Genomic DNA, 23,726 nt, shown 5'->3' with positions numbered 1-23,726 from the left:
CCAGCTCGGCGATCCGGGCCCTGAGCTGCTGATTCTCCTTCTCCAACACGTCAGGGGAGGCTACGTCCTGCGCCGGGTTGCCCTTACCGGCGGGCTTGGGCTTAGGCCCGGCCTCGCCCCGGCGCCGGGCGTCGATCACCCACTGCCGCAGCGTCGCCCGGTTGATCCCCAGATCCTCAGCGACCTGCCTGTAGGTCTTGGACGGATCCGACAGGTACAACGCGACCGCGTCGGCCTTGAACTCCTCCGGATAGTGCTTCAGCGCCATCGGTGACATCTCTTCCCCTGGACCTCAAGATCCAGTCTCCAAGGTGTCCACATCTCGGGGGGAAGCCCCCAGCACGGTGCGGTAGGTGCCGATCAGCCGCTCGCTCATCGCCCGCTGCTGCTCGCGGATCTCCTCCAGCTTCAACCTGGCGTTCTTCAGGTTCCCGGCCATTCGCTTGCACAGCATCTGCGCCAGATCATCACGCGCCCGCGCTTGCGCGGTGTGGACCAGGCGCGCCAGTAGCGCCACCCGCTTGACCGCCTCATATCGCGACAACACGTCGGCGTCATCCGCGTCGGCCTCAGCGGCGAAATCAGCGATCTTGGAGGCGGCCACCCCCTCCACCCACTCGCTCGCCGCCCCCAGTCCATCCACCCATTTCAGGTGCCGGCGCTGCTCCTTGAACCGCGACCACGACGCCCGCCGCGCCGGACGTTTCAGCCGCCACAGGTCGCTCTTGCCGTCCGGGCCCACCACCAGCAGCGCCTCCAGCCGCGCCCGCCCGGCCACCCCAGCCGGGACCGGATCATCTGGAAGATCCCCGCGTTGATCTCCGCCCGGATCCGGGTGGCCATCTCATCCAGCGTCGAGAACGCCGGCAGCTCGAGTGAGGCCTGCACCAGGTGCTCCAACGCCACGTTGATCAGGTCCGGCGGGTTGTTCTTCACCCGCGCGGCCTTCCGGATCGCCCGATCGGCGATCTTGCGGGCCTTCCCCGGGTTCCGGGTCACCCCCAGCCGGGTGCGCACCACCGCGCGATGCGACTCGGCCGTACGCGGCGAGGAATACACCACCGCCGCGTCCTCACCCAGCTCCAGGCAACGCCGGACATGGTCGACCACCGCATCCGGCACCTCACCCGCCTTCGGGAACCGGCCCATCCGCTGGAAGCACTTCAACGCCACCACCAGCGCCAGCAAGTGATCATCAGTATCCGTGCGCTCCCGCGCCCACACCGCCTCATCCGCCGACGGCGTGTAGAACACGTGCAGCTCCCGAGCCATCATCAGCTTCGGGAACTGCGGATACGCAGTCCGCTCAACCGAAGTCATCCCACCGCCTCGTGCAGCACCACACCCTGGGGCGCGTCAGGACAACCGGCGCACCTGCCAGCGAACAAAACGTAGCGGGACAACTACCGGCAGCGCCGACGAATCCGATAACTCACCGACACCGAACAAACACACGAAGCAAGGAACACGGCCTCACGCCGATTCCAAGATCATCTCAATGTGGGTTTTGGGCTTACTTGGGCTGGACCCGTTCTACGGGGCCGGCCGGAATACGCCGGAAAGACACCGCGGGCGGGAGGGTGGGTCGAGGTGTTCATCCAATACTACAGTCACCTTTTGTGATCTAGAGTTTGGCTTGTGTCGGATGAGGTGATTGAGGCTGTTCTGCAGTCATGGGTGGCGGAGCTGGAACGGTGCATGCGCGGATCGCGGGCCGAATTGTGCGGGCCGAGCCGCAGGAGCGGGAGATGGGCGTATGTGTCCGGGCCGGTGGCGGGGCTGGAGCGCAAGAACGGCTGGATGCAGGCCGAGCACGCCGGTGTGGCCTCGCCGGACGGGATGCAGCGGTTGCTGCGGCGGGCGGACTGGGACATCGACGGAGCCCGCGATGACCTGCGGGACTACGCAATTTAGCACCTGGGCGACCGAGAAGGTGTACTCATCGTCGATGACACCGGGTTCGTCAAGAAGGGCAGCAGGTCGGCCGGGGTGCAGCGACAGTACTCGAGCACCGCGGGCCGCACCGAGAACTGCCAGATCGGGGTGTTTTTGGCCTATGCCTCACCATGCGGGCATGCGCTGATCGACCGGGAGTTGTATCTACCGGAGTCCTGGACAGCCGATCGAGACCGGTGCCGGGCGGCCGGCGTTCCCGATCAGGTGGAGTTCACGACCAAGCCCCGCCAGGCCATGGTGATGCTGGGGCGTGCGCCGGCCGCCGGGATGCCGTTCGCCTGGGTGACCGCCGATGAGGTCTACGGGCAGGTGAAGTACCTGCGGGTCTGGCTGGAAGAACATGACGCCGCGCATGTGCTGGCCACCAAGCGCAACGATACGCTGATCACCGCGACCGGCGGCCAGGCCCGCGCCGATGAGTTGGTCGCCGAGTTGCCGGCACGGTCCTGGCGGCGGCTGTCGGCCGGGGCCGGAGCGAACGGCCCTCGCGAATATCAGTGGGCCCGGGTCCCGATCCGCATCGGCTGGCGGCCGGGGCGCGGGCACTGGCTGCCGGCCCGCCGGTCGCTGGCCGATCCCGGCGACCTCTGCTACGGATCCCACCGCGCCACGCTGGCGGACCTGGCCTGGATCGCCGGGGCCCGCTGGCGGATCGAAGAATGCTTCCAGCAGGCCAAGAACGACGCCGGGCTGGACCACTATCAGGTCCGCACCTGGCGGGCCTGGTACGCGCACATCACCTTGGCCATGCTTGCCCACGCCTGGCTGGCAGTGGCCCGTTCCCTGGTCGCAAAGGGGGAACCGGCGCCGGCGAGCCGGGCATGATCGGCTTCACGCTACCGGAGGTTCGCCGCCTGCTGATTAACCTCGCCCTGCAACCACTGCACGTCGCTGGGCACGTGTGGTCCTGGTCGACCTGGCAGCGACGACGCCAGCACCAGGCCCGTCTCAGCCACTACAAACGACGCGGCTACCCACTCACCTAAGAGCTCGTCTCATTTGGTGAGTCGGCGGTAGCAGACGAGGGCGGCGGCGATGGCGGTGAAGGCCAGGAAGTGGTCGGCCTTGCGTTCATAGCGGCGGTGCAGCCTTCGGCATCCGGCCAGCCAGGCGATGGTGCGTTCGATCACCCAGCGGTGCCGGCCCAGCCGGGCCGAGGACTCGATGCCCTTGCGGGCGATACGTGGGGTGATGTTGCGGGTACGCAGCCATCTGCGCAGGTGGTCATAGTCGTAGCCCTTGTCGCCGTGGAGCTTGGCCGGGCGGCGTCGGCGTGGTCCGCGGCGCGAGCGGATCGGCGGGATGCCGCGGATGAGGGGTTGCAGGACCTGGCTGTCGTGCAGGTTGGCCGCAGAGATTGCGACACTGATCGGCAGGCCGGTCCGTTCGGTGATCAAGTGGATCTTCGACCCGTTCTTGCCGCGGTCGAGCCGATTCGGGCCCGTCAGGTCCCCCCTTTGAGCGCTCGCACGTTGACGGAGTCGATCGCGCATCGCGACCAGTCCAGTTCCCCGCGCGAGCCCAGTTCGTCCAGGATCAGCCGGTGCAGCTTGGGCCAGACGCGGGTGGTGGTCCACTCGGTGAAGCGCCGGTGCGCCGTGGGCCCGGACGGGCCGAACACCGGCGGCAACTGCCGCCAGGTACAGCCGGAGGTGGCCACGAAGATGATCGCGGCCAGCACCTCCCGGTCCCCGTACCGCCGTCGGCCACCACCCTGCGGCCGCGTCGGAGCGGGCGGCACCACCCGCTGGAACAGCTCCCACAGCTCGTCCGGCACCATGCGCTCGACCATCACCACGAGCGGCAGACTACCGACCACACCAAATGAGACGAGCTCTAAGAGCATGAGAATCGAGCGGCACCAGGTCGGCGCGGACCGGTTGCGCACGGCGACCGAGGACTTTGCCGACCGCGTCGGCAGGAGCGTCCGCCTGCAGCAGGAGGACGGGCGTGCCCCGTTCGGTTGGCAGATGATCGGGGACGATCTGCTGGACTACGCCGGAGCGCGGTCGGTGGAGGATCCGGAGATCGACCGGGACGCCTGGGCCGCACTCCACTCGGCGGCCGAGGCCTATCTGGGTGCCGTGGAACTGGCGGCCGCCCCGCCGGGCGATCCGCTGTCGGTCCACATCTCCTATACCGGCACGGGCGTGATCTACCAGGCGGGAGCGGGAGAGGAGGACACCGGCCGACTGTCCGAGTTGTACTGGCAGCAGGCCCTTTACCTGTGCGTCGTCATGAACGACCCGCGAAAGTGGCAAGACGCGTTCCAGCGCACGGTCGACGCTTCGTCGCGGTTCAGCCTTGCCCTGAGCGACCTTGTCTTCGGCGCTGGGGAACGTGTGGCGGACCTCATCGGGACACCGGGCCAGGACCGGGAGCGTGCACTGCACGCCCTGGCCACCGGCGACCAGGACGCGTTCTGGCATGCGATCGCGGCGATGCTCACCGAGCCGAAGGGCGAGGACCCGCGTCCCCGGACTCTGCTGCCGCTCGCACCGCTGGCGTTCACCGCCCTCGCCGTCCGGGACAGGGGCTGGGGGCAGCGGATCGAGTCCGGCTACCTGCCCCCGCGCCTCACCGGCGCCGGCGACTCCGCGCGACGACCGCGCGTCGGCCCGTACGGGGCGGACAGGAAGCCCTTCCCCGTGCCGGTCACGGTGGAACGCCCGCCGTTCCCCGAGGTGCCCGGGGAGGCGATGGAGTGGTGCGACAACCAGACACCAGAGATGGTGAACGACGCCTGGAGCCCGGCCACCGTGACCAAGAGAGTCCCGTACGCCCTTGCCTCACGTGCCAAATCGCAGCTGCTTCGCTTCTGCTGGCGCTTGCACTTCGACCTCGAAGGGGCGCGACCCGCACCAGCGGGAGGCACTGGAGTTGGCATCGCAGTTCGCCGCGGCGGCCTTTCGTGTCGTGACGGCTCCGGGGGAGTCGGTGGTGATCAGCATCGGCGGCCGTACCGCCCCGATGCGCACTGCGCCCATCGACCCCATGGCTCTCACAAACTTCGTCTGGATCAGGGCGAGCGCGCTCGCGTTGATCACGGCCTCCCGGGAGCGGCTCGATCCGCTGCTAAGCGTCGATCCCGACGACTTCACCTCCGAGTGGGACCTGCCCGTTCACCACGCCTACCACGTCGCCCTCCGCGCTTACCTGAGGGGCGAACCCAGCCGGACGGCAATGAACCGGGCACTCAACGCCGCCGAGGACATCAGGATGAACCGCCCGGATTTCCTGGGGCCGTTCGCCGTCCTGCTGTCGCAACTCGTGGCCGGGGACCGGGAGGGGCTCGTCGCGGCGCTGGCGGACGCCCTGGAGGAGTTCCGCGACCACTACAGCGTCGGCGACCGAAAGGACGACTCCACCCGGCAGGTGCACCTCGGCGTACTGGCGCTGACCTGCCACGCGCGGTGGGATCTCGGCTGGGAGATCCCGGTGAACTCCGCCTACCTGCCCACCGCGATCCTGGAGGCCGGGCCGCGAGACCGCTGACGAGAAAGTTCGTCGTGATCATGCGGATGGGGCCCAGGAACTGGCCGGTGCCCACGCTCACCGCCCGCCGTGTGCAGGGCACGGCTGCTAGCAACAGGGTCCTGGCATGGGGTCACCGCGGCCACCACTATTTCTGATCTTGGGCGCAGTACCGGCGGGGCCGCCGGTACTGCGCCCAAGTGGAGTGGGAAATAACGTCGCCGATGGCCGGTGGCGAGTCGTCCCGTGCCTGTGGCCTGGTGCGACGGCGCGCCTGCATCACGTTGTTCCGGCATGAGAATGGCGCCGTAGACCGTCCGCTGGTCGACCTGCGCGCAAGACCCCACTCGATCCTGAACGCGGCGGACGGGACACTAGATGATCTGCTCGGTCGGGAGGATGGTGATCTCGGTGAGGTTGACGTGCTTGGGGACCGCGCTCATGAACGCGACCGTCTCCGCGACGTCTTCGGACGAAAGGACGTCGATCTGAGCGATCAGGTCGGCCATGAGCTTGCTGGCCGCCGGGTCGGTGACGTGGTCCGGCAACTCGGTGTCGACCATGCCCGGCTCGATCGTGGCCACGCGGATCTTCTTGCGGCCCAGTTCGGTGCGCAGCAGCTTGGCGAGCTGGGTGACGTAGGCCTTGGTCGCCGAGTAGACCTGGAAGCCCTCCAGGATCCGGACGGCGGCGATCGATGACGTGGTGATGAGGTCGGCACTCCTGCCGGCGGCCGCGGCCGACTCCAGGGACGGCACGAAGGCCTGGATGGTGTTCATGACGCCCTTGATGTTGAGGTCGATCTGGGCGTCCCAGTCCGCCGCGGCCAGGTCGGTGATGCCGGAGATGAGCTGTACGCCGGCGTTCGCGAAGACGAGGTCGACCTGGCCGAGTTCGTCGGCGATCCGGTCGGCCACCGCGAGGACGGCGGCTCGGTCGGTGACGTCGGTCGGCAGGGCCAGGGCGGTCCCGCCGCCGGCGCGGATGCGGTCCTCGACCTGGTCGAGCCGGTCGCCGCGGCGGGCCACCAGCGCCACCTTCGCGCCGAGTTCCGCGAAGCGGACGGCGGTCGCTTCGCCGATGCCGCTGGAGGCACCGGTCACCACGGCGACACGTCCGGCGAGCGGGGTTCCGGAGACGACCTGGGCGGAGGGCTGGATGCTCTGCGTTGTGTTCATGCCGAAAAGCGTGCACCCGGTTCCGCCGAATCGGGGGGTAGCGATACGGCCCCCCACTGACCAGGGGGTATGCCGTGATCGCCGGTAGCCTCAAAGGCATGCCACGCGCTGAGTTGGGCGAGTTCCTCATGACCCGCCGTGCCAAGGTGACGCCCGAAGCCGTCGGAATGCCCACGGGGGGCGAGCGTCGTGTCCCCGGCCTGCGCCGCGACGAGGTCGCCGCGCTCGCCGGGGTGAGCGTCGACTACTACCGCCGTCTGGAACAGGGCAAGGAGACCCGCCCCTCGGAAGTGGTCCTCGCCGGCCTCTCCCAGGCGCTTCGGCTGGGCGAGGCCGAGGAGCGGCACCTGTACGCCCTGGCCGGTGCGGCGCACCGACTCGGCGAAGAGGCGACGGTCCGGCCGGTGCCGGCCGAGCTGCTGAAACTGATGGACTCATGGAGCGACTCCGGCGCGATCCTGCTGGATCCGGTGCTCGACGTCCTGGCGATGAACGCCGAGGCGCAGAAGCTGTTCGCCGGTTTCGAGGAGACCTCGAACCTGCTGGAGATGGTCCTGCTGGACCCGGAGGGCCGCCGGTTCTTCGTCGAGTGGGAGGCCTCCGCCGAGGCGACCGTGGCCAACCTGCGCGACAGCGCCGACTTCGCCGTCGCTCCCGCCCGGCTCCGGGAACTACTCGACCGGCTGGAAGCCGAGAGCCCGGAGTTCCCTGGCCTGTGGGCGCGCCACGACGTGCGGCCCAAGACCCACGAGACGAAGGTGTTGCGCCACCCCGTCCGGGGCCTGCTGAGCATCGACTTCCACGCCTTCAATGTTGCCAGCGTGCCCGGATACCAGCTCCTGGTTTACCGGGAAAACCCCGGTAACGGCTGAGGACCGCTGTACCCGGCCAGGAACCGGGCGGGTCCGGTTGCCGCTTCCACGTCCGGCGAACGCCCAGGCAACCAGGACATTGAACCCACCAGCCAAACGGGGACCATGAGCAACAGGCTTCGGTGCCGCCGATGCCCGCGTCAGGGGCCTGGCTTGGAGCCGGTGGGTGCCCGGAGCGCGATCAGGGCGATGTCGTCGGTGCCGGTGGTGGCGAGGAGACTGTTCAGGAGGCCGTCGCAAAAGCCTTCCAGGGGACGGCGCGCGAGTGCCGAGGCTTGTTCGCGGAGCCGCTCCAGCCCCTGGTCCAGGTTCTCGCCCGGACGTTCGATCAGGCCGTCGGTGTACAGCAGTACGGTGGAACACGGTGGCAGGTGCTCAACGGCGCTGTCGTAGGGCTGGTCGAAGACCACGCCCAGCAGGGGGTTGGTGGCGTCTTCCAGCAGGCGGCAGTCGCCGTCGGGGGTGACCAGGAGCGGTGGCGGGTGTCCGGCGACGGCGTAGTTGAGCTGCCACCGGCCGGGTTGGGGTTGTTCGATACGAGCCAGGGCACAGGTGGCGGTCGTGTCGGGGACCAGTGATTCCATGACGATGTTGAGCCGCCGCAGGATCTCGCCGGGCCGGCCGGGGCGATCGACGGTCAGCGCCCGCAGTATGTTCCGCAACTGGCTCATCTGGACGGCGGCGTCCAGGTTGTGGCCGGCCGCGTCGCCGATGGCCAGCACGGTCGCGCCGTCGGGGAGAACGAAGGAGTCGTACCAGTCGCCGCCGACCTCGGCGGCCGCGGGGCTCGGCAGGTAGCGGGCGACGATCCGCAGATCGGCATGGTCGGGCGGTTCGGCGAGCAGGCTGTGCTGAAGGGCCAGGGCCACCTGCTGGGTGCGTTGGAACTGGACGGCTTTGCTTAGCGCGTTGTGGGTGTGCTTGAACATCTGGTCGATGAGGTCGACGTCGCCCGTGCTCAGGGGCGGACGGTCCCCGCAGGTGGCGGCGGTCACCACCGCCGCCACGGTCCCGTCGACCATCACCGGCAACAGCACGACGCTGTTGGCGGACGCCTCGGCCAGCCAGGCCGTCGACTCTTCGGGCAGCAGGTCGGCCGGCGGCTCGCCAGGCGGGAACCGGCGGTACAGCGGGCGGCGCCGCTCCACCGCCCGGGTGAATCCGCTGTTGGCGGCGAACTGCTCTTCGCGGAGCGGCGGGTGCGGCGGCAGGCCCTCACGCGCGGTGGTGGCGACGCGCCTGGCGATGACGGGGGCGCCCTCGGGGCGGTCGCTGAATCCAGGCAGCAGGTGCATGCCGCACCCGTCGACGAGCGCGGGGACGAGCACGTCGGCGATCGCGCCGACCATCTCGGGCAGTTCGGTGTGCTCGGCGGTCGCGGTGGCGGCGCGGTCGATCAGCTCCCGGCGGCGGCGCCGCTGCCACCGCTCCTCGACGTCGGTGTACGTGCCGACCCACTCCACGACGACGTCGTTCTCATACACCGGCGCGGAGTTGGTCTCGAAGTGCCGGTACTCCCCATCCTTGGTCCGTACCCGGTACACATGCCGCCAGGGGCGGTGCTGCCGACGCGCCTCGGCCCATGATCGGATCGCGGGCTCACGGTCGTCGGGGTGGAGGGCGCGCGTCCAGCCCGTGCCTCGTACCTCCTCCCAGCTCTGCCCGGTCACCCGTTCCCAGCCCGGGCTCGGCTCGATCGGCTCACCCGCCGACCCCGTGACCCACACGATCTGCGCGGTCACCTGGACCAGGCTCTGGTACCTGCGCAGGATCCGGCGCTGCTGCTCGGCGGTGTGGGCGGCGCGCCTGGCCGCGGCGACCTGCCCGGTGACGTCCACCGCCATGATCAACACACCGGAAGGCTCCGGGGCGACCCGGGAGAGGCTGAAGGAGAAGAAGCGCTCCTCATCGCCGGTGTCGGAGAAGGACAAGGTCACCGGCGCCTCGGTGAGAGTGGAGCGCTCCCCGGTGGCCAGCACATGGTCCAAGAGGCCAAGGTGGTCCCGCTGTGACAGGTCGCCGAACACCTCCGAGATCAGCTCGCCGAGCGAACGGTCACCGAAGTACGCCCGGTAGGCGACGTTGGTGTAGGCCAGGCGATGGTCCTGTCCGATGGTCAAGGCGATGGCGACCGGCACGGAGTCGAACGCCTCCAGAGCGAGCCTGCCGGTGCCCTCCCCGCGGGTGGCGTCCATCGCTCCTCCCCGCTCGTCCGGCCGGACCATCGACGCCTGGCCGTGCCCTTGGCCTCGCCATACCCCGGGAGCGCCGGGGCATGTGCTCATGGAACGTACAAGCTCGGCGACGGATCGGCGCTTTGGTTCGCGGTGCCGGGCGCCCGGTGGCCAGGCGCCGAGGTCACCGCGCGGCCCGCTCGATGATCTCGGTGACGGCGCCGGGACGGCTGAGCATGACCGAGTGCGAGGCATCCACCTCCGTGGTGCGGGCGTGGGCCCGGGTGGTCATGAGGCGCTGCACATCGGGGTAGATGGCGCGGTCCTGGCGGGTGACGAGAGCCCAGAAGGGGATGGTGCGGAAGCCCTCTTCGACGCTCGGGTCGGTGACGGCCCTGGTGGTGGCGGGCCGCTGGGTGATGGCGAGCTCGGCGGCGGTGGCCTTGTCGAGGTCACCGGCGAAGGCGGTACGGAACCGCGCCGGGTCGAAGATGACCTCCGTGCCGCCGGGCACCGGGGTGGAGACCAGCGGCAGCGCCGGGTCCGACTTGGCGGCGAGTTCACCGACGGTCTCGCCCTTGGCGGGGATGAACGCGGCGATGTACACCAGGGATGTGATGTCGGGGACGGTGGTCGCGGCGTTGGTGATGACGGCACCACCGTAGGAATGGCCGACCAGCACCTTGGGCCCCTCGATCGTGGTCAGGTAGCTGCTGACGTATGCGGTGTCGCTGGTCAGGCCCTGCAACGGATTGGCGATGGCTCGGACGGGGTAGCCGTCGCTCCTCAGCCGCTGGATGACCCGAGCCAGCTAGAGGAATCCGTCCACGCTCCATGGACGAGCACCACCGTCGGCTTCGGCGGTCCGGCTGGCTTGCCGGTATTGGACGCCATGGTCGGCACGGCCGCGGCGAGCAGGGCGGCAACGGTGGCGCCGATGATGGCCGCTTGACGGCGAAGGCGAACACGCATGACAGATCGATCCTTTCGAAAACAGGCGGTACTGGTACTCGGCGGAACGGTTAGCGGCCGTAGGCTTCGAGAAGCCGGAGCCACACCTCGCTGACGGTGGGGAACGCCGGAACCGCGTGCCACAGGCGGTCCAGCGGGACCTCGCAGGCGACCGCGATCGTCGCCGCGTGCAGCAGTTCCGCGACGTCGGGACCGGCGAGCGTGAACCCGACGATCACTTTCCGGTCCTCGTCGACGACCATGCGCGCGTGCCCCCGGTACCCGTCGGCGTGCAGGGCGGATCCGGCGACGGCGCCCAGGTCGTGGTAGACGACCCGGGTCCGCAGTCCGGCGGCCACGGCGGCGGCCGCGGTCAGCCCGACCGATGCGATCTCCGGTTCGGTGAAGACCACCTGCGGCACCGCACGTTCGTCGGCCGTCGCCGCGTGCCGGCCCCATCGGCCGTCCTCGACCGCTTCGCCCTTCGCGCGCCACGATGACGTCGCCGACGGCTCGGGCCTGGTACTTGCCCTGGTGGGTCAGCAGTACGCGTCGGTTGACGTCACCGGCGGCGTACAGCCACCCATCACCGATCGGCGCCCCGTCCTCCCCGACGACCCGCAAGGTGTCGTCGACCGTGAGTCAGGCGCCCGGCTTCAGGCCGCTGGCGTCCAGGCCAACGTCCTGGGTGTTCGGCGTGCGGCCGATCGCGACGAGGAGTTCGTCGGCCTCGATCGGCTCACCGGGAGAACCGACGAAACTTCCTGACCTGCTTCGACGCCAGGCGTCCCGAGCGGTGATTCCACGCTAAGGAAGATCGTCTTCCGGTCTGTTGGAGCGGGCGGGGATCCGTTCCCGGGGCCGCCCGAAACCCTGGTCGAACGCCGTGGTGCAGGTGGGGCTGTTCGTCGCCACTTCGGGGGAATCGATGCTGCGAAAGCGCAGCTCGGCTGGCCATGCCGTTCCTGATCGATGACCTGTCCCAGTCCCCTCACTCCTGCGGCGTGTCCATATGTGGGGTTGGCGGGACTGGTGGGGCACAAGATGTATGGTTCTTGTGGCGTTGGTTCACCCGTCTCCGGCTGGGGTCGGGTGTCGTAAGAGGGAACCCGGTGTGAGTCCGGGGCTGCCCCGCAGCGGTGAACGGGAACGACCGCCGTCAACAGCACTGGGCCCTAGGGGTCTGGGAAGCGACGGCCAGTAGGACGCGTCCGGTGATCGGACGCGGTGCTCGTGAGTCCGAAGACCTGCCCGCGCTTTGGTCGTCCATGGCCTCGAGGGAGGGCCGGTGGGCGGGGTGGCGGTGTGCCGTGCTCTGCTCGCGTGCCTTGTCTCGAGGGTGGCTTGCGAGGGAGAGAGCACGTGACGCAGGAACTGATCGCGCCGCCGGATGCGGGCATCGAGGAGATCGAGCGGGCGTGCGCCGGGTTGGCCGGCGTCGACCCGCGGCGGCTGCCGGCCGAGCGGGAGGCGGCGATCGCGCAGGCGGCGGCGCTGGTGGCCGCCGAGCCCGCCTATTCCATGGTGGCCGCACGTCTGCTGGCCCGCCAGGTCGCCGAGGAGGTGGGGGAAGGGGGGTTCGCCGCGTCGGTGGAGGCGGCCCACGCCGAGGGGCTGATCAACGAGGACATGGCCCGGTTCGTGGCCGCGCACGCCCGCGAGTTGGACGCGCTGGTCGACCATGGTGCCGACGACCGGTTCACCTACTTCGGGTTGCGCACCGTCTACGACCGTTACCTGTTGCGGCATCCCCGGAGCCGGCAAGTGCTGGAACGTCCGCAGTACTTCTTCCTGCGGGTGGCGTGCGGGCTGGCCGAGTCGGTGGCCGAGGCCGCCGAGCTGTACGGGCTGATGAGCTCGCTGTCGTATCTGCCGAGCTCGCCGACGCTGTTCAACTCCGGGGCGGCCCGGCCGCAGCTGTCGTCGTGCTTCCTGCTGGACTCCCCGCGCGACGAGCTGGAGGCGATCTACGAGCGGTACGGGCAGGTGGCCCGTCTGAGCAAGTACGCCGGCGGCATCGGCATCTCCTGGAGCCGGGTGCGTTCGCGCGGGTCGCTGATCCGGGGCACCAATGGGCACTCCAACGGGATCGTGCCGTGGCTGCGGACCTTGGATGCCTCGGTCGCGGCCGTCAACCAGGGCGGGAGACGCCAGGGGGCGGCGTGCGTGTACTTGGAGACCTGGCACGCCGACATCGAGGAGTTCCTGGAGTTGCGCGACAACACGGGGGAGGATGCGCGGCGCACCCACAACCTGAGCCTGGCCAACTGGGTCCCTGACGAGTTCATGCGCCGGGTCGAGGCCGACGCCGACTGGTCGCTGTTCGACCCCAAGGACGTTCCCGAGCTGGTGGACCTGTGGGGCGAGGAGTTCGACGCCGCCTACCGGGCTGCCGAAGCCGCGGGCAAGGCGGCGCACAGCCTGCCGGCACGACGGCTGTACGGGCGGATGATGCGCACGCTCGCCGAGACCGGCAACGGCTGGATGACGTTCAAGGATGCCGCCAACCGCACCTGCAACCAGACCGCCGAGCCCGGCAACGTGGTCCACCTGTCCAACCTGTGCACCGAGATCCTCCAGGTCACCGACGATGACCAGACGGCAGTATGCAATCTGGGCTCGATCAATCTGGCCGCTCACACCGGGCCGGAGGGGATGGACTGGGCGCGGCTGCGCGCCACCGTCCGCACCGCCGTCCGGTTCCTGGATCGCACGATCGACCGGGGCTTTTATCCCACCCCCGAAGCGGCAGCGGCCAACACCGCGTGGCGGCCGGTCGGGCTGGGGGTGATGGGGCTGGCGGACGTGCTCTTCCGGCTGCGGCTGCCGTTCGACTCGCCGCAGGCGCTGGAGCTGTCCACCCGGATCGCCGAGGAGATCGCGCTGACCGCCTACGGCACCTCCGCCGACCTGGCCCGCGAGCACGGCCCGCACCCGGCCTACCAGCGGACCCGGGCCGCGCGCGGCGTCCTGCACCTCGACCACTGGCCCGACGCCCGCCCACACCACCCGGGGGAATGGACACAGGTGCGCCGGAAGGTCGCCGAGACGGGTCTGCGCAACTCGCTGCTGATCGCCATCGCGCCGACCGCGACGATCGCCTCCATCGCCGGCTGCTACGAGTGTGTCGAGCCGCAGGTGTCCAACCTGTTCAAGCGCGAGACCCTGTCAGGGGAGTTTCTCCAGCTCAACTCCTACCTCGTCGCCGACCTGAAGACGCGCGGGCTGTGGACCCCGCAGATCCGGGACGCGATCAAACGCGCCGACGGCTCCGTCCAGGACATCGCCGAGATCCCCGAGGACCTGCGGGCGCTCTACCGCACCGCGTGGGAACTGCCGCAGAAGGCGCTGATCGACCTGGCCGCCGCCCGCACCCCCTACATCGACCAGAGCCAGTCGCTCAACCTGTTCATGGCCGCACCCACCATCGGGAAGCTGTCGTCGATGTACGCCTACGCCTGGCGCAGCGGTCTGAAGACCACCTACTACCTGCGGTCGCGTCCGGCCACCCGGATCGCCCAGACCACCCTTACCCAGGCGGTCACTCCCGAGGCGGCCTCCGAGGCCGTGATGTGCTCCCTGGAGAACCCGGAGATCTGCGAGGCATGCCAGTGACCGTTCCGACCACCGGATCCGCCGGACCTGCCGGGTTCACTGGACCTGGCATGCTGCTCGACCCCGGCATGAACCTGACCCTGCGGCCGATGCGGTATCCCGCGTTCTATGACCGCTACCGCGCGGCGATCCGCAACACCTGGACGGTGGAGGAGGTCGACCTGCACTCCGACCTCGCCGACCTGGCTCGGCTCACCCCCGCCGAACTGCACCTGGTCAACCGGCTGGTGGCGTTCTTCGCCACCGGCGACACCATCGTCGCCAACAACCTGGTGCTCAACCTGTACAAGCACCTCAACGCCCCCGAGGCTCGCCTGTACCTGTCGCGGCAGGTCTTTGAGGAGGCCGTGCACGTCCAGTTCTACCTGACCCTGCTCGACACCTACCTGCCCGACCACACCGAACGCGCCAAGGCGTTCGCCGCGGTGGACAACATCCCCGCCATCCGCGACAAGGCGGAGTTCTGCTTCCGTTGGATCGACTCCCTCGGCGACCTGGACGAGCTGCGCACCCGACACGACCGGCGGGCGTTCCTGCTCAACCTGATCTGCTTCGCCGCCTGCATCGAGGGCCTGTTCTTCTACGGGGCGTTCGCCTACGTGTACTGGCTGCGCTCCAGGGGGCTGCTCAACGGCCTGGCCTCGGGCACCAACTGGGTCTTCCGCGACGAGTCGATGCACATGGAGTTCGCCTTCAGCGTCGTCGACACCGTCCGCGCCGAGGAACCGGACCTGTTCGACGACGCGCTGACCGGCCAGGTCACCCGGATGATGGAGGAAGCCGTCGCCGCCGAACTCGCCTTCGCCCGCGACCTGTGCGGCGACGGCCTGCCTGGCCTGAGTGCCGAGGATATGCGCGCCTACCTCGAATACGTCGCCGACCAGCGGCTGGCCCGGCTGGACATGCCCGCCCGCTACGGCACCGCCAACCCACTGGCGTTCATGGAACTCCAGGACGTCCAGGAACTGTCCAACTTCTTCGAACGCCGCGTCTCGGCCTACCAGATCGGCGTCGAAGGCACCGTCACCCTCGACGAGACCTTCTGACGACGGACGCCGCCGGAACCTTGCACGGGTTCCGGCGGCGTCCACCGGATCAGGGAGGTGGGGAACTGACGGAACTACTGTGACCTGCTTTGATGTCAGGCGTTCTGAGCGGTGACTCCGCGCCAGGAAGATCATTTTCCAGTTGGAGTGATACGTTCTGCAACCTTGCCTCCGCTCACCCGTACCGGCGGCCCGGCGCATCCGGTCGACCTGGCCGAGGCGGTGGGCATCTCCCGGCCGCGGCTGCCGAAGCATCTGACGTGCCTGCGGGACTGCGGTCTGGTGGTCGCCGTCTCCGAGGGTCGCCGGGGCCGCTACGAGCCGGCCGACGCCCGCCTCGGTCATACCTTGGACGACCTGCGCACTGCCGTGGTGGCGGTGGCCGCCGACTGCACCTGCCCGGATGCCGAGCGGGAAAGCTGCTGCTGGTGGGCCTGGTGCTCAACAGCCTGCTCGGCTGGTCCTGGGCCGACCCGATCGCCGCCTTGGTCATCACCGCACTGGCCAGGCGGCCGGCGCCGCCGCCCGCCTCATCGGCATCGGCCTGATCCACCCAGTCCTGCAAGCAGGACCGGCTGATCCCCAGGTGCGTCGCCAACTGAACCAAGGACTTGTCGCCCTGGCGCGCGAGCTCGACCGCACGGCGCCGGAACCCGGGAGGGTGTGGTGACGGCATGACAGACATCCTTCCTGATGATCACCGGTGACCTCAGGGCAAGTGTCCAGAGAACAGGGGGAAGCCCATCACCGCGTTCGGTCAGCCGCCACGCCCTGGCCGTCGTCGCCATCGGCCTGCGCCTCCGGCATCGGTGGTGGCCGGTAGCCGCCTGGCCTACGGGTAGGTGTTCTTGGGTGTTCCACCAGCGGTGGATCGACTCCACCGCGAACGCGACGGTGTTGTGATCGGTGCCGACGTTCACCCATCCGGTGTTGACCGCGATGTCGTAGATCCCGTATGGGATCGCCTTCCCGCTGTCTGCTCGGCGAAGTCATAGACGTTCACCGGCATCGGCTCACCGGCCGGGCGCCGATCACGGCCTCCGTTCTTGAACGCTCCCGTACGTTGTCGGCCGCTGCCGGAACCGCTGGGCGAGCAACAGACGGACTCGGCCACCACCCCCCCGGGGCTCGTGACGGCGGGCCGCTGTGCCTGGCTGTCTCATGCCTGGTCGCCCTGGGGCCCCGGGAACCCTTGACATCCTAAATTCAGTAATACAAAGTATGAACTCCTGAGTTGCGCAAGACGGCAACGTTGCTGGTCAGAGCCGCTTTTCCTGAGCGATCAGGGAAACGCTGGTGTAACTCACCTGTCATCTGCAGGTCTCGAGCAACCAGTCCAGGACCATCCCTGCGAACCCAAGGGGACGCCCATGCCCAGTCCCAGTGCCCCGCACTCCGCTCCGCCGTCCGACGCCCGCCGGTGGGCCGTGCTCACCGTCGTGGCGATCGGCTTCGTGCTCATGACGCTCAACTGGTTCAACATCGCGCCGGCCTTCGGGCCGGTGAGCGAGGAGTTCCACATGGAGATCGCGGAGGTCGCGCTGCTGATCTCCGCGTTCGTCGCCGGCTACGGCATCTTCCACATCCCGGCCGGCTTCCTGGCGACCCGGCTCGGGCTGCGCGCCACGCTCGTCACCGGGCTGGTGCTGGAGGGCGCCGCGGCGGCGCTGTCCGGTGCCGCCGGGGGATACGGCCCCCTGCTCGCCCTGCGCATCGTGTGCGGGATCGGCGCGTCGATCTACGCGGGCATCGGCATCGCCGCCGTGAGCGTGTGGTTCACCGGACGGCGGCACGCGTTCGCGCTGGGCGTGGTGTCGGCCACCTTCAGCCTCGGCGCGGCGCTGGGCCTGTACGTCTGGGCCGATGTGGTCGAGGCCCTCGGCTGGCGGGAGGCGCTGGTCCTCAGCGGGACGCTCTGCGTCCTGGCGGGGGTCGCCGTCGGCGTGGTGTTCCGGGTGCCGCCGGGCGGGGAGAGCCTCGCGGGGGTGAGCCTCACCCGTCAGGCGATCAGGGAGACGCTGGGCAACCGGCTGCTGTGGGTCTACGGCGTCGCGTTCCTCGGCGGTTACGGCGCCTACTTCGCCGCGTCGCAGCTCCTGGAGACCTACGGCGAGGAGGGGCGCGGTTTCGGCGCGGGAACGGCCGGCCTGGCGGCGCTGGTGATCGGTCTGGCCGGGATTCCCGGCAGCGTGGTCGCGGGCTGGCTGTCCGACCGGTTCGGCCGCCGGCGGCCGGTGATCGTCGCCATGACCGTGCTGCAGGCGGCCGGACTGCTGCTGGTGCCGGTGGCGGGCGAGGCCTGGTTCTGGGTGCCCGCCTTCGTCATCGGGTTCGCCTTCAACGGCAGCTTCGCCGTCTGGCAGACCGTGCCGGGCGAGGACCGCTCGGTCAGCCCGGAGAACATCGGCACCGCGGTCGGCCTGATGCTGACGATCACGGCCGTCGGCGGGTTCGTGCTCCCGTGGGCATTCGGGCTGATCGTGCCGGCCGCCGGGTACGGCGCCGCCTGGGTCTTCCTCGGAGCGGCCACCCTGCTCTTCGCGCTGGCCGGAGGGGCAGCCCGGGAGCCCGAGCAGCGTGCCGGGAGCGCCGCCTCCCAGGAGTCGCCGCAGGCCGTCGGAGCCGCCTGACCCGAACGCGCAAGCCGCTTCACGCCCGGTGCGTGAAGCGGCTTGCGCGCGCCAGGCCGATCAGTCCCGTACGGACAGAACGATCTTCCCCAGGGCGGTGCGGGCCAGGATCGAGGCGTGGGCCTGTGCGGCGGCGCCGAGGGGCAGCGATGCGGTGACCGGTACCCGGACCCTGCCTTCGGCCATCAGCGACAGCAGGCCGGCCAGGTCCTCGCGGAGCACGTCGGCCGGAGGCTTGGGACGGTTGCCGCCCTGCACCCGCAGACGCTTGCCGTAGAGCGTGCGCGCGTCGAGCGTGAGCCGCCTGTCGGCGCTCGTGCCGAACACGGCGATCCTGGCCTCCTCGGCCGCCGCCGCGGCGGCCCCTTGGGTCCAGTCGCCCGCGAGGCCGTCCAGCACCAGGGTCGGGCGGTCGTCACCGACGGCGGCGGCCAGCAGCTCGGGTGCGGCGGCCGTCACCACCCGGTCGGCGCCCAGCTCCGCGACCGCCTCGCTCTTGGCCGCGGAGGCGGTGTGCGCGAGCACTCGGGCACCGGCGTTCTTGGCGAGCTGCACCGCGAACGAGCCGACCCCACCGCTGGCCCCCAGCACGAGGACCACGTCCTCCGACGTCAGGCCGCCGGTCTGCAACACCTCCAGTGCGGTCAGCCCCGCGGTCTTCGCGCCGGCCGCCTGGACCGGGTCGACGCCCGCCGGCAGGGGGACGAACTCCCCGGCGCCCACCACCACGCGTTCGGCGTAGGTGCCGGGACGTCCCCGGCCGAGGCCCGGGGCGACCAGCGCCACGGGCACGTCGTCCACGGTGCCGACGCCCTCGCAGCCCGGGACGTGGGGGAACGGGACTGCCGATCCCAGTTCCCCGCGGGCGATCCACACGTCGATGGGGTTGACGCCCGCATAGAGCATGTCCACGACGACCTGGCCCGCCGCGGGCACGGGATCGGCGAGGGTGTGCACCCGGGGTTCGTCCCCGGGGACGCTGACGAGCACGGCGCGCATCTCCGCCTCCTTTGATCTATGTATGACAAAGATAGCGGGCCGGGGAAGTGCCGGCCGCCGCCGGGGCGGCCGGATCAGCGGCTGCGGACCAGGCGGAACCGGATCAGCTCGTCGTTGACGATCTCGCGGGAGTAGGCGACCGCCTCGTTGGCCGCCGAGTAGTGGATCTCCCGCAGCACGATGTGCGGCGTGCCCGGGGCGAGGTCGAGTGGGAAGTCCGGGTCGTCCGGCACCACGGCGGGGACCAGTTCGACCACCGAGTGGTCGATCTCCCGGCCGGGCCAGGACCGGCTGAACTCGAAGATGCTGTCGGGGATGTCGAACCGGCGCCCCGTGGTGAGCCTGCGGCGCGCGTCCTCGGCCACGTACTCCAGCGGCACCTCCTGGAACAAGTGGACCGCGGGCCGCCCGTCGGCGACGATCGTCTTGTCGTGGACCACCATGGGGGTGGCGGCGTCGAGGCCGAGGGCCTGCATCGCCGGCTCGGTGCCATGCTCGCGGACGTCCATCCGCTCCTCGATGCGGACGTCGTCGTGACCGGCCTCCAGCATCCCCCGGAAGCCGATGAGCCGGTGCAGCAGGATGCTCTCGCGGCCGATGTGCGGCCGCACCTGGGTGCCCCGGGCGGGCGCCCGGCTGACGACGCCGAGCCGTTCCAGGGTCTGCAGTGCCGTCCGGATCGTGGTGCGGCTGACGCCGAGTTGCTCGGCAAGGGCGGGCTCGTTCGGCAGCCGGTCCCCAGGGAAGCGCCGTTCCATGATCGCTTCCAGTAGCGCCCGGGTGGTCTGCTCGGCCAGCGAGCCGTTACCGATCCGGGGCAGGACGCCCGCGGTGCCGCGCCCGCCGCGGCGGCTCTGGGAGCCGGTCATGTGGCGTCTCCTCGGTGTCCGGGTTCGCCGTGCGGTGGACCGGGGCGGCCGGCGAACACTGTCATTCATCATACCGAGTTCACCGGCCCCTCGCCCGGGGCGGATCGCCGCTCGGGGCGGCCGGAGGCGGAAAGTTCCCAGGCCGGACACTTGCATTCTGTCATACAGAGGACAAAAATGCGGGGAGTTGTCCTGATGTTTCCCCGGGAAGGGGGGCGTGTGAAGCCGGCGGTGTTCTCGTACCTGGATCCGCGCACACTAGAGGAGGCACTCGGCGCGCTCGCCGACCACGGTGACGACGCCAGCGTGCTCGCGGGGGGCCAGAGCCTGGTCCCGTTGCTCAACATGCGGCTGGCGCGCCCCGAGGTGGTCGTGGACGTCAACCGGGTGCCCGGCCTGGACGCGCTGCGCGTCGACGCCGGGGCGGTCCGGGTCGGCGCGTTGGTCCGCGCCGCGGCGGTGGAGCGGGATCCGGCGGTGGCGGGCGCACTGCCCGTGCTGGCCGAGGCCGTACGGCACATCGCCCATCCGCAGATTCGCAGCCGCACCACGATCGGCGGCAACATCGCGCACGCCGACCCGTCGTCGGAGCTGCCCGCGGTGCTCGCCGCCGTGGACGGCGCGGTGGTGCTGCGGTCGGCGGAGGAGGAGCGCACGGTCGGCTGGGAGGAGTTCTTCGTTTCGGTCTTCACCACGGCGCGCGAACCCGAGGAGCTGGTGACCGAGGTGGTCTTCCCAGTACGGCCGGAGCTGGAGTTCCGCTGGGTCGAGTTCGCCCGCCACCACGGCGACTTCCCGGTGGCCGGCGTCTGCCTGGGCCTGAGCCTGGCGGACGGCGCCGTGCGCCAGGCGCGGCTCGCGGCGACCGGGGTCGGCGACCGGCCCCTGCGGCTGCGGGAGGTGGAGGCGGCGCTCACCGGGTCCGTCCTGGGACCCGAGACGGCGCGTGAGGCCGGCGAACTGGCGGGCCGGGCCGTCGATCCGCCCTCGGACGTGCACGGCAGCGGTGACTTCCGGCGGGCGATCCTGGCGACGCTGGTGCGCCGCACGATCGAGTCCTGGCCAGGCCAGGCGCAGCGGGGACGGAAGGGAGCGGCGGCGTGAAGGCCGAGACACGCGAGGTGACGGTGTCGGTGAACGGGCGGGAGCTGACGCGGCGGACGGAGGTCCGCACGCTGCTGTCGGACTTCCTGCGGCACGAGCTCGGCTTCACCGGTACCCATGTCGGATGCGAGCACGGGGTGTGCGGAGCGTGCACCGTCCTGGTGGACGGCGTGCCGCTGCGGTCCTGCCTCACGCTCGCCGTCCAGGTGGACGGCTCGGCGGTGGAGACCGTGGAGGGGCTGGCCCCCGAGGGCGAGCTGTCGCGGATGCAGCAGGCCATGCGCGACGAGCACGGGTTGCAGTGCGGGTTCTGCACCCCGGGCATCCTCATGAGCCTGCTGGCCGCCGAACGCGACGGCGTCTCCTGTGAACGGGCGTGCACGGACGTCCTCGGCGGCCACATCTGCCGCTGCACCGGCTACCAGGGCATCCGCGCGGCCATCCGCCTGCGCTGGGCCGAACTGGAGCACGAGGCGGCGGCGCCGCATGGAGAGGAGACCCCGGCGTGAACCGGCTGGTCGGCGCGCGGGTGCCGCGCCTCAACGACCCCCGGCTGCTCAGCGGTCAGGGAACCTACATCGACGACATCTCGCTGCCCGGCATGCTGCACGCCGTCATGGTGCGCTCGTCCATCGCGCACGGCCGGGTGGAACGGCTTGAGGTCGACGAGGCGCTGGCGGACGAGGACGTTCACGCGGTGATCACGCTCGACCAGGCGATGGCCCGGCTCGGGGAGCTGCCCCTGGTGTGGCTGGCCCCGGGGCAGCGGCACACGGCGGTCCCCGTGGTGTCCCGGGAGGTCCGCTACGTCGGGCAGCCGCTCGGGGTGGTGGTCGCCGACAGCCGGGCCGCCGCCGAGGACGCCCTCGACCTCGTCGACATCGGCTACGAGGAACTGGACGCGGTCGTGGACGCCGAGGAGGCGCTGGCCGACGGCGCCCCGCTGCTCTACCCCGAATGGGGCACCAACGTGGTCGCCTCCTACAGCATCGGTGACACCGGCGAGGAGATCGAGCAGGTCTTCGCCGGCGCGGCGCACGTGGTGGAGCGCAGACTCCGGGTGCAGCGCTTGGCCGTCAACCCCATCGAGCCCCGCGGGGTGGTGGCCCGCTGGGACGCCGGCCTGGAGACGCTGACCGTGTGGACCTCCACCCAGGTCTCCCACCACGTGCGGGACCACCTGGCGGTGGTGCTCGGCCTGCGCACCGACCAGGTGCGGGTGATCGCCCGGGACGTCGGCGGGGGCTTCGGGGCCAAGGAGCACCTGTACGCCGACGAGGCGCTGACCTGCCTGGCGGCCATGATCACGGGCCGTCCGGTGAAGTGGATCGAGGACCGCGGCGAGCACTTCGGCGCGACCTTCCACGCCCGCGACGTCGTGCACCGCGCCCGCCTGGCCACCGACGCCGACGGCCGGTTCCTGGCGATCCACAGCGACATCGTCGGCAACTGCGGCGCGCACGCCTCCAACGTCGGGACCGGGCCGTTCCGGATCTCCTCGATCATGCTGCCCGGCCCGTACCGCTTCGAACGCGCCGGCACCACGATCACCGGGGTGGTCACCACCACGACCCCGACCGGGGCCATGCGGGGCTTCGGGATGCAGGAGGCGTCGTGGGTGCGTGAGCGCCTGGTGGACGAGGCGGCCCGCGAACTGGGGATGGACCCGGTGGAGCTGCGGCTGCGCAACATGCTCGAACCCGGGGACCTGCCCTACGAGACCCGTACCCACCAGCGTTACGACTCCGGCGACTATCCCGAGGCGCTGCACCGGGTCGCCGTGGAGATCGACAAACGGGCGCGGCCGTCGCAGGGGCGGATCCGCCGGGGGATCGGCGTCGCCACCCATGTGGAGTTCACCGGCCTCGGCCCGTCCTCCACCCAGCAGCTCGTCGGCTTCCACCTCGGCGGTTACGAGACCGGCGTGGTGCGGGTGGAGCCGGACGGGTCGGTACTGGTGACCTCCGGCGTGGTCGGGATGGGGCAGGGCATCGAGACGACGCTGGCCCAGCTCGCCGCCGAGCAACTGCGCGTGCCGATGAGTGCGGTGCGTGTCCAGCTCGGCGACACCGCGACCGCCCCGTACTCGGCGTCCGGCTCCATCGCCAGCCGGTCGATGGTGGTCGGCGGCGGAGCGGTCGTTCGCGCCGGGGCCCGGCTGCACGAACGCCTCGTCCGTATCGCCGCGCACCGGCTGGAGGCAGCCCCCGGCGACATCGAGGTGGAGGAGGGCGTGTTCAGCGTGAAGGGGGTGCCGGACAGTTCGCTGACGCTGGCCGACATCGCCGGCCGCGCCTGGCTCGGCTGGGACCTGCCGGAGGGCGAACGCGCCGACCTGGAGGAGAAGGACGTCCACGACCCCGAGAACGTCTCCTACTCCTACGCCGCGCACGCCGCGGCCGTGGCCGTCGACCTGGACACCGGCCAGGTGCGCATCGAGGACTACTGGCTGGTCCACGACGCCGGCACCGTGGTCAACCCGATGATCGCCGACGGCCAGGTGATCGGCGGCGTCGCGCACGGAATGGGCATCGCACTGCACGAGGAGATGCGCTACGACCCGTCCGGACAGCCGATCACCACCTCCTACCTCGACTACGTGATGCCGACGGCCGAGGACGTCCCCGACATGGACGTCGCGCACATGTGCACGCCCGCCCCCCACATCCCCGGCGGGATGAAGGGCCTGGGCGAGGGCGGCACCATCCTGTCCCCGGTCACCGTCGGCAACGCGGTCGCGGCGGCGGTGCCCGAGATCGCCGAACGGCTGGTCGAGACCCCCCTGTCGCCGTCCCGGATGTGGACGCTCATCCACGAGGCCGGGCTGCACGACGACCCCACAACGAAGGAGTGAGCCA

General features: G+C 70.3%; 17 protein-coding genes, 6 pseudogenes and 1 riboswitch. Of the genes and pseudogenes, 12 read left to right on the top strand and 11 right to left on the bottom strand.

Annotated features, from left to right (window positions below; translation table 11 throughout):
- On the bottom strand, positions 1-268 hold a 268-nt coding region (locus C4U03_RS36320), incomplete at its 3' end, for a transposase (RefSeq protein ID WP_160147193.1).
- A 69-nt stretch (positions 269-337) separates the two neighbouring features.
- Positions 338-1,320: pseudogene (locus C4U03_RS43170) on the bottom strand (DUF4158 domain-containing protein); the annotation flags it as partial.
- Positions 1,321-1,653: 333 nt separating this feature from the next.
- Between C4U03_RS43170 and C4U03_RS36305 the strand changes: the two are divergent.
- A pseudogene (locus C4U03_RS36305) lies at positions 1,654-2,781 on the top strand (IS701 family transposase).
- Between the two features lie 170 nt (positions 2,782-2,951).
- Here the strand turns inward: C4U03_RS36305 and C4U03_RS36300 are convergent.
- A protein-coding gene (locus C4U03_RS36300) for an IS5 family transposase (RefSeq protein WP_235018351.1) occupies positions 2,952-3,748 on the bottom strand; the annotation gives its coding sequence in 2 pieces (ribosomal slippage) (positions 2,952-3,412 and positions 3,412-3,748; 798 coding nt in all).
- On the opposite strand from C4U03_RS36300, the pseudogene C4U03_RS43095 reads away from it, so the two are divergent.
- Positions 3,735-4,523 (top strand): annotated as a pseudogene (locus C4U03_RS43095) (Imm49 family immunity protein); the annotation flags it as partial. The gene C4U03_RS36300 and the pseudogene C4U03_RS43095 sit on opposite strands and share 14 nt — an antisense overlap.
- A gap of 226 nt (positions 4,524-4,749) precedes the next feature.
- Entirely contained in the window at positions 4,750-5,451 is a 702-nt protein-coding gene (locus C4U03_RS36290; RefSeq protein WP_268817578.1) for an immunity 49 family protein, read from the top strand.
- Positions 5,452-5,804: 353 nt separating this feature from the next.
- On the opposite strand, the gene C4U03_RS36285 is transcribed toward C4U03_RS36290, so the two are convergent.
- Positions 5,805-6,608, bottom strand: a complete 804-nt coding sequence (locus C4U03_RS36285; protein WP_103944335.1) for an SDR family oxidoreductase — start codon at positions 6,606-6,608, stop codon at positions 5,805-5,807.
- A gap of 98 nt (positions 6,609-6,706) precedes the next feature.
- Here C4U03_RS36285 and C4U03_RS36280 point away from each other — a divergent pair, with 98 nt between their 5' ends.
- Positions 6,707-7,480: a helix-turn-helix transcriptional regulator gene (locus C4U03_RS36280; protein ID WP_235018350.1), complete on the top strand. Its 774-nt coding sequence runs from the start codon at positions 6,707-6,709 to the stop codon at positions 7,478-7,480.
- 140 nt (positions 7,481-7,620) lie between these two features.
- On the opposite strand, the gene C4U03_RS36275 is transcribed toward C4U03_RS36280, so the two are convergent.
- From C4U03_RS36275 to C4U03_RS41495, 3 genes are all read right to left on the bottom strand, one after another.
- Complete coding sequence (locus C4U03_RS36275) at positions 7,621-9,675, bottom strand: SpoIIE family protein phosphatase (protein WP_103944333.1); 2,055 nt, start codon at positions 9,673-9,675, stop codon at positions 7,621-7,623.
- A 163-nt stretch (positions 9,676-9,838) separates the two neighbouring features.
- A complete protein-coding gene (locus C4U03_RS36270) occupies positions 9,839-10,444 on the bottom strand; it encodes an alpha/beta hydrolase (RefSeq protein WP_268817579.1) in 606 nt (201 codons plus the stop codon).
- A 232-nt stretch (positions 10,445-10,676) separates the two neighbouring features.
- Positions 10,677-11,018, bottom strand: coding sequence for a hypothetical protein (locus C4U03_RS41495; protein ID WP_200827709.1), 342 nt, complete (start codon positions 11,016-11,018; stop codon positions 10,677-10,679).
- On the opposite strand from C4U03_RS41495, the gene C4U03_RS41490 reads away from it, so the two are divergent.
- From C4U03_RS41490 to C4U03_RS42730, 4 genes and pseudogenes are all read left to right on the top strand, one after another.
- Positions 11,008-11,373: a hypothetical protein gene (locus C4U03_RS41490; RefSeq protein WP_200827708.1), complete on the top strand. Its 366-nt coding sequence runs from the start codon at positions 11,008-11,010 to the stop codon at positions 11,371-11,373. The genes C4U03_RS41495 and C4U03_RS41490 overlap by 11 nt on opposite strands.
- A gap of 279 nt (positions 11,374-11,652) precedes the next feature.
- Positions 11,653-11,874, top strand: a riboswitch (cobalamin riboswitch).
- A gap of 93 nt (positions 11,875-11,967) precedes the next feature.
- A complete protein-coding gene (locus tag C4U03_RS36260) occupies positions 11,968-14,220 on the top strand; it encodes a ribonucleoside-diphosphate reductase subunit alpha (RefSeq protein ID WP_103944332.1) in 2,253 nt (750 codons plus the stop codon).
- 50 nt (positions 14,221-14,270) lie between these two features.
- Positions 14,271-15,266, top strand: a complete 996-nt coding sequence (locus C4U03_RS36255) for a ribonucleotide-diphosphate reductase subunit beta (RefSeq protein WP_103944331.1) — start codon at positions 14,271-14,273, stop codon at positions 15,264-15,266.
- 111 nt (positions 15,267-15,377) lie between these two features.
- A pseudogene (locus C4U03_RS42730) lies at positions 15,378-15,539 on the top strand (hypothetical protein); the annotation flags it as partial.
- Positions 15,540-15,858: 319 nt separating this feature from the next.
- On the opposite strand, the pseudogene C4U03_RS43090 reads toward C4U03_RS42730, so the two are convergent.
- Both C4U03_RS43090 and C4U03_RS42285 read right to left on the bottom strand, forming a co-directional pair.
- Positions 15,859-15,942 (bottom strand): annotated as a pseudogene (locus C4U03_RS43090) (hypothetical protein); the annotation flags it as partial.
- 99 nt (positions 15,943-16,041) lie between these two features.
- Positions 16,042-16,335, bottom strand: a pseudogene (locus C4U03_RS42285) (ISAzo13-like element transposase-related protein); the annotation flags it as partial.
- 301 nt (positions 16,336-16,636) lie between these two features.
- On the opposite strand from C4U03_RS42285, the gene C4U03_RS36240 reads away from it, so the two are divergent.
- On the top strand, positions 16,637-17,896 hold the full coding sequence (locus tag C4U03_RS36240) for an MFS transporter (RefSeq protein ID WP_103944328.1): 1,260 nt from the start codon (positions 16,637-16,639) through the stop codon (positions 17,894-17,896).
- 60 nt (positions 17,897-17,956) lie between these two features.
- Here C4U03_RS36240 and C4U03_RS36235 read toward each other — a convergent pair whose 3' ends face one another.
- Together C4U03_RS36235 and C4U03_RS36230 are read right to left on the bottom strand one after the other, a co-directional pair.
- Positions 17,957-18,895 (bottom strand): quinone oxidoreductase family protein, encoded by a 939-nt coding sequence (locus C4U03_RS36235; RefSeq protein ID WP_103944327.1) that lies wholly within the window; start codon positions 18,893-18,895, stop codon positions 17,957-17,959.
- A gap of 74 nt (positions 18,896-18,969) precedes the next feature.
- Positions 18,970-19,764, bottom strand: a complete 795-nt coding sequence (locus tag C4U03_RS36230) for a GntR family transcriptional regulator (RefSeq protein ID WP_160147218.1) — start codon at positions 19,762-19,764, stop codon at positions 18,970-18,972.
- A 219-nt stretch (positions 19,765-19,983) separates the two neighbouring features.
- On the opposite strand from C4U03_RS36230, the gene C4U03_RS36225 reads away from it, so the two are divergent.
- Genes C4U03_RS36225 through C4U03_RS36215 form a run of 3 tightly spaced genes read left to right on the top strand, consistent with a single transcriptional unit; the run spans position 19,984 to position 23,722 of the window.
- Positions 19,984-20,868, top strand: coding sequence for an FAD binding domain-containing protein (locus tag C4U03_RS36225; RefSeq protein ID WP_200827706.1), 885 nt, complete (start codon positions 19,984-19,986; stop codon positions 20,866-20,868).
- Positions 20,865-21,377, top strand: a complete 513-nt coding sequence (locus C4U03_RS36220; protein ID WP_103944324.1) for a (2Fe-2S)-binding protein — start codon at positions 20,865-20,867, stop codon at positions 21,375-21,377. The genes C4U03_RS36225 and C4U03_RS36220 overlap by 4 nt, the downstream gene beginning before the upstream one ends.
- Complete coding sequence (locus C4U03_RS36215) at positions 21,374-23,722, top strand: xanthine dehydrogenase family protein molybdopterin-binding subunit (protein ID WP_235018348.1); 2,349 nt, start codon at positions 21,374-21,376, stop codon at positions 23,720-23,722. Before C4U03_RS36220 ends, C4U03_RS36215 begins: the two co-directional genes overlap by 4 nt.
- The last annotated feature ends 4 nt before the right edge of the window (positions 23,723-23,726 follow it).

The sequence above is a fragment of the Thermomonospora echinospora genome (genome assembly GCF_900108175.1).
In the GTDB taxonomy this organism is placed as follows: Bacteria; Actinomycetota; Actinomycetes; order Streptosporangiales; family Streptosporangiaceae; genus Thermomonospora; species Thermomonospora echinospora.
This window is presented reverse-complemented; position numbering and strand designations above follow the sequence as displayed.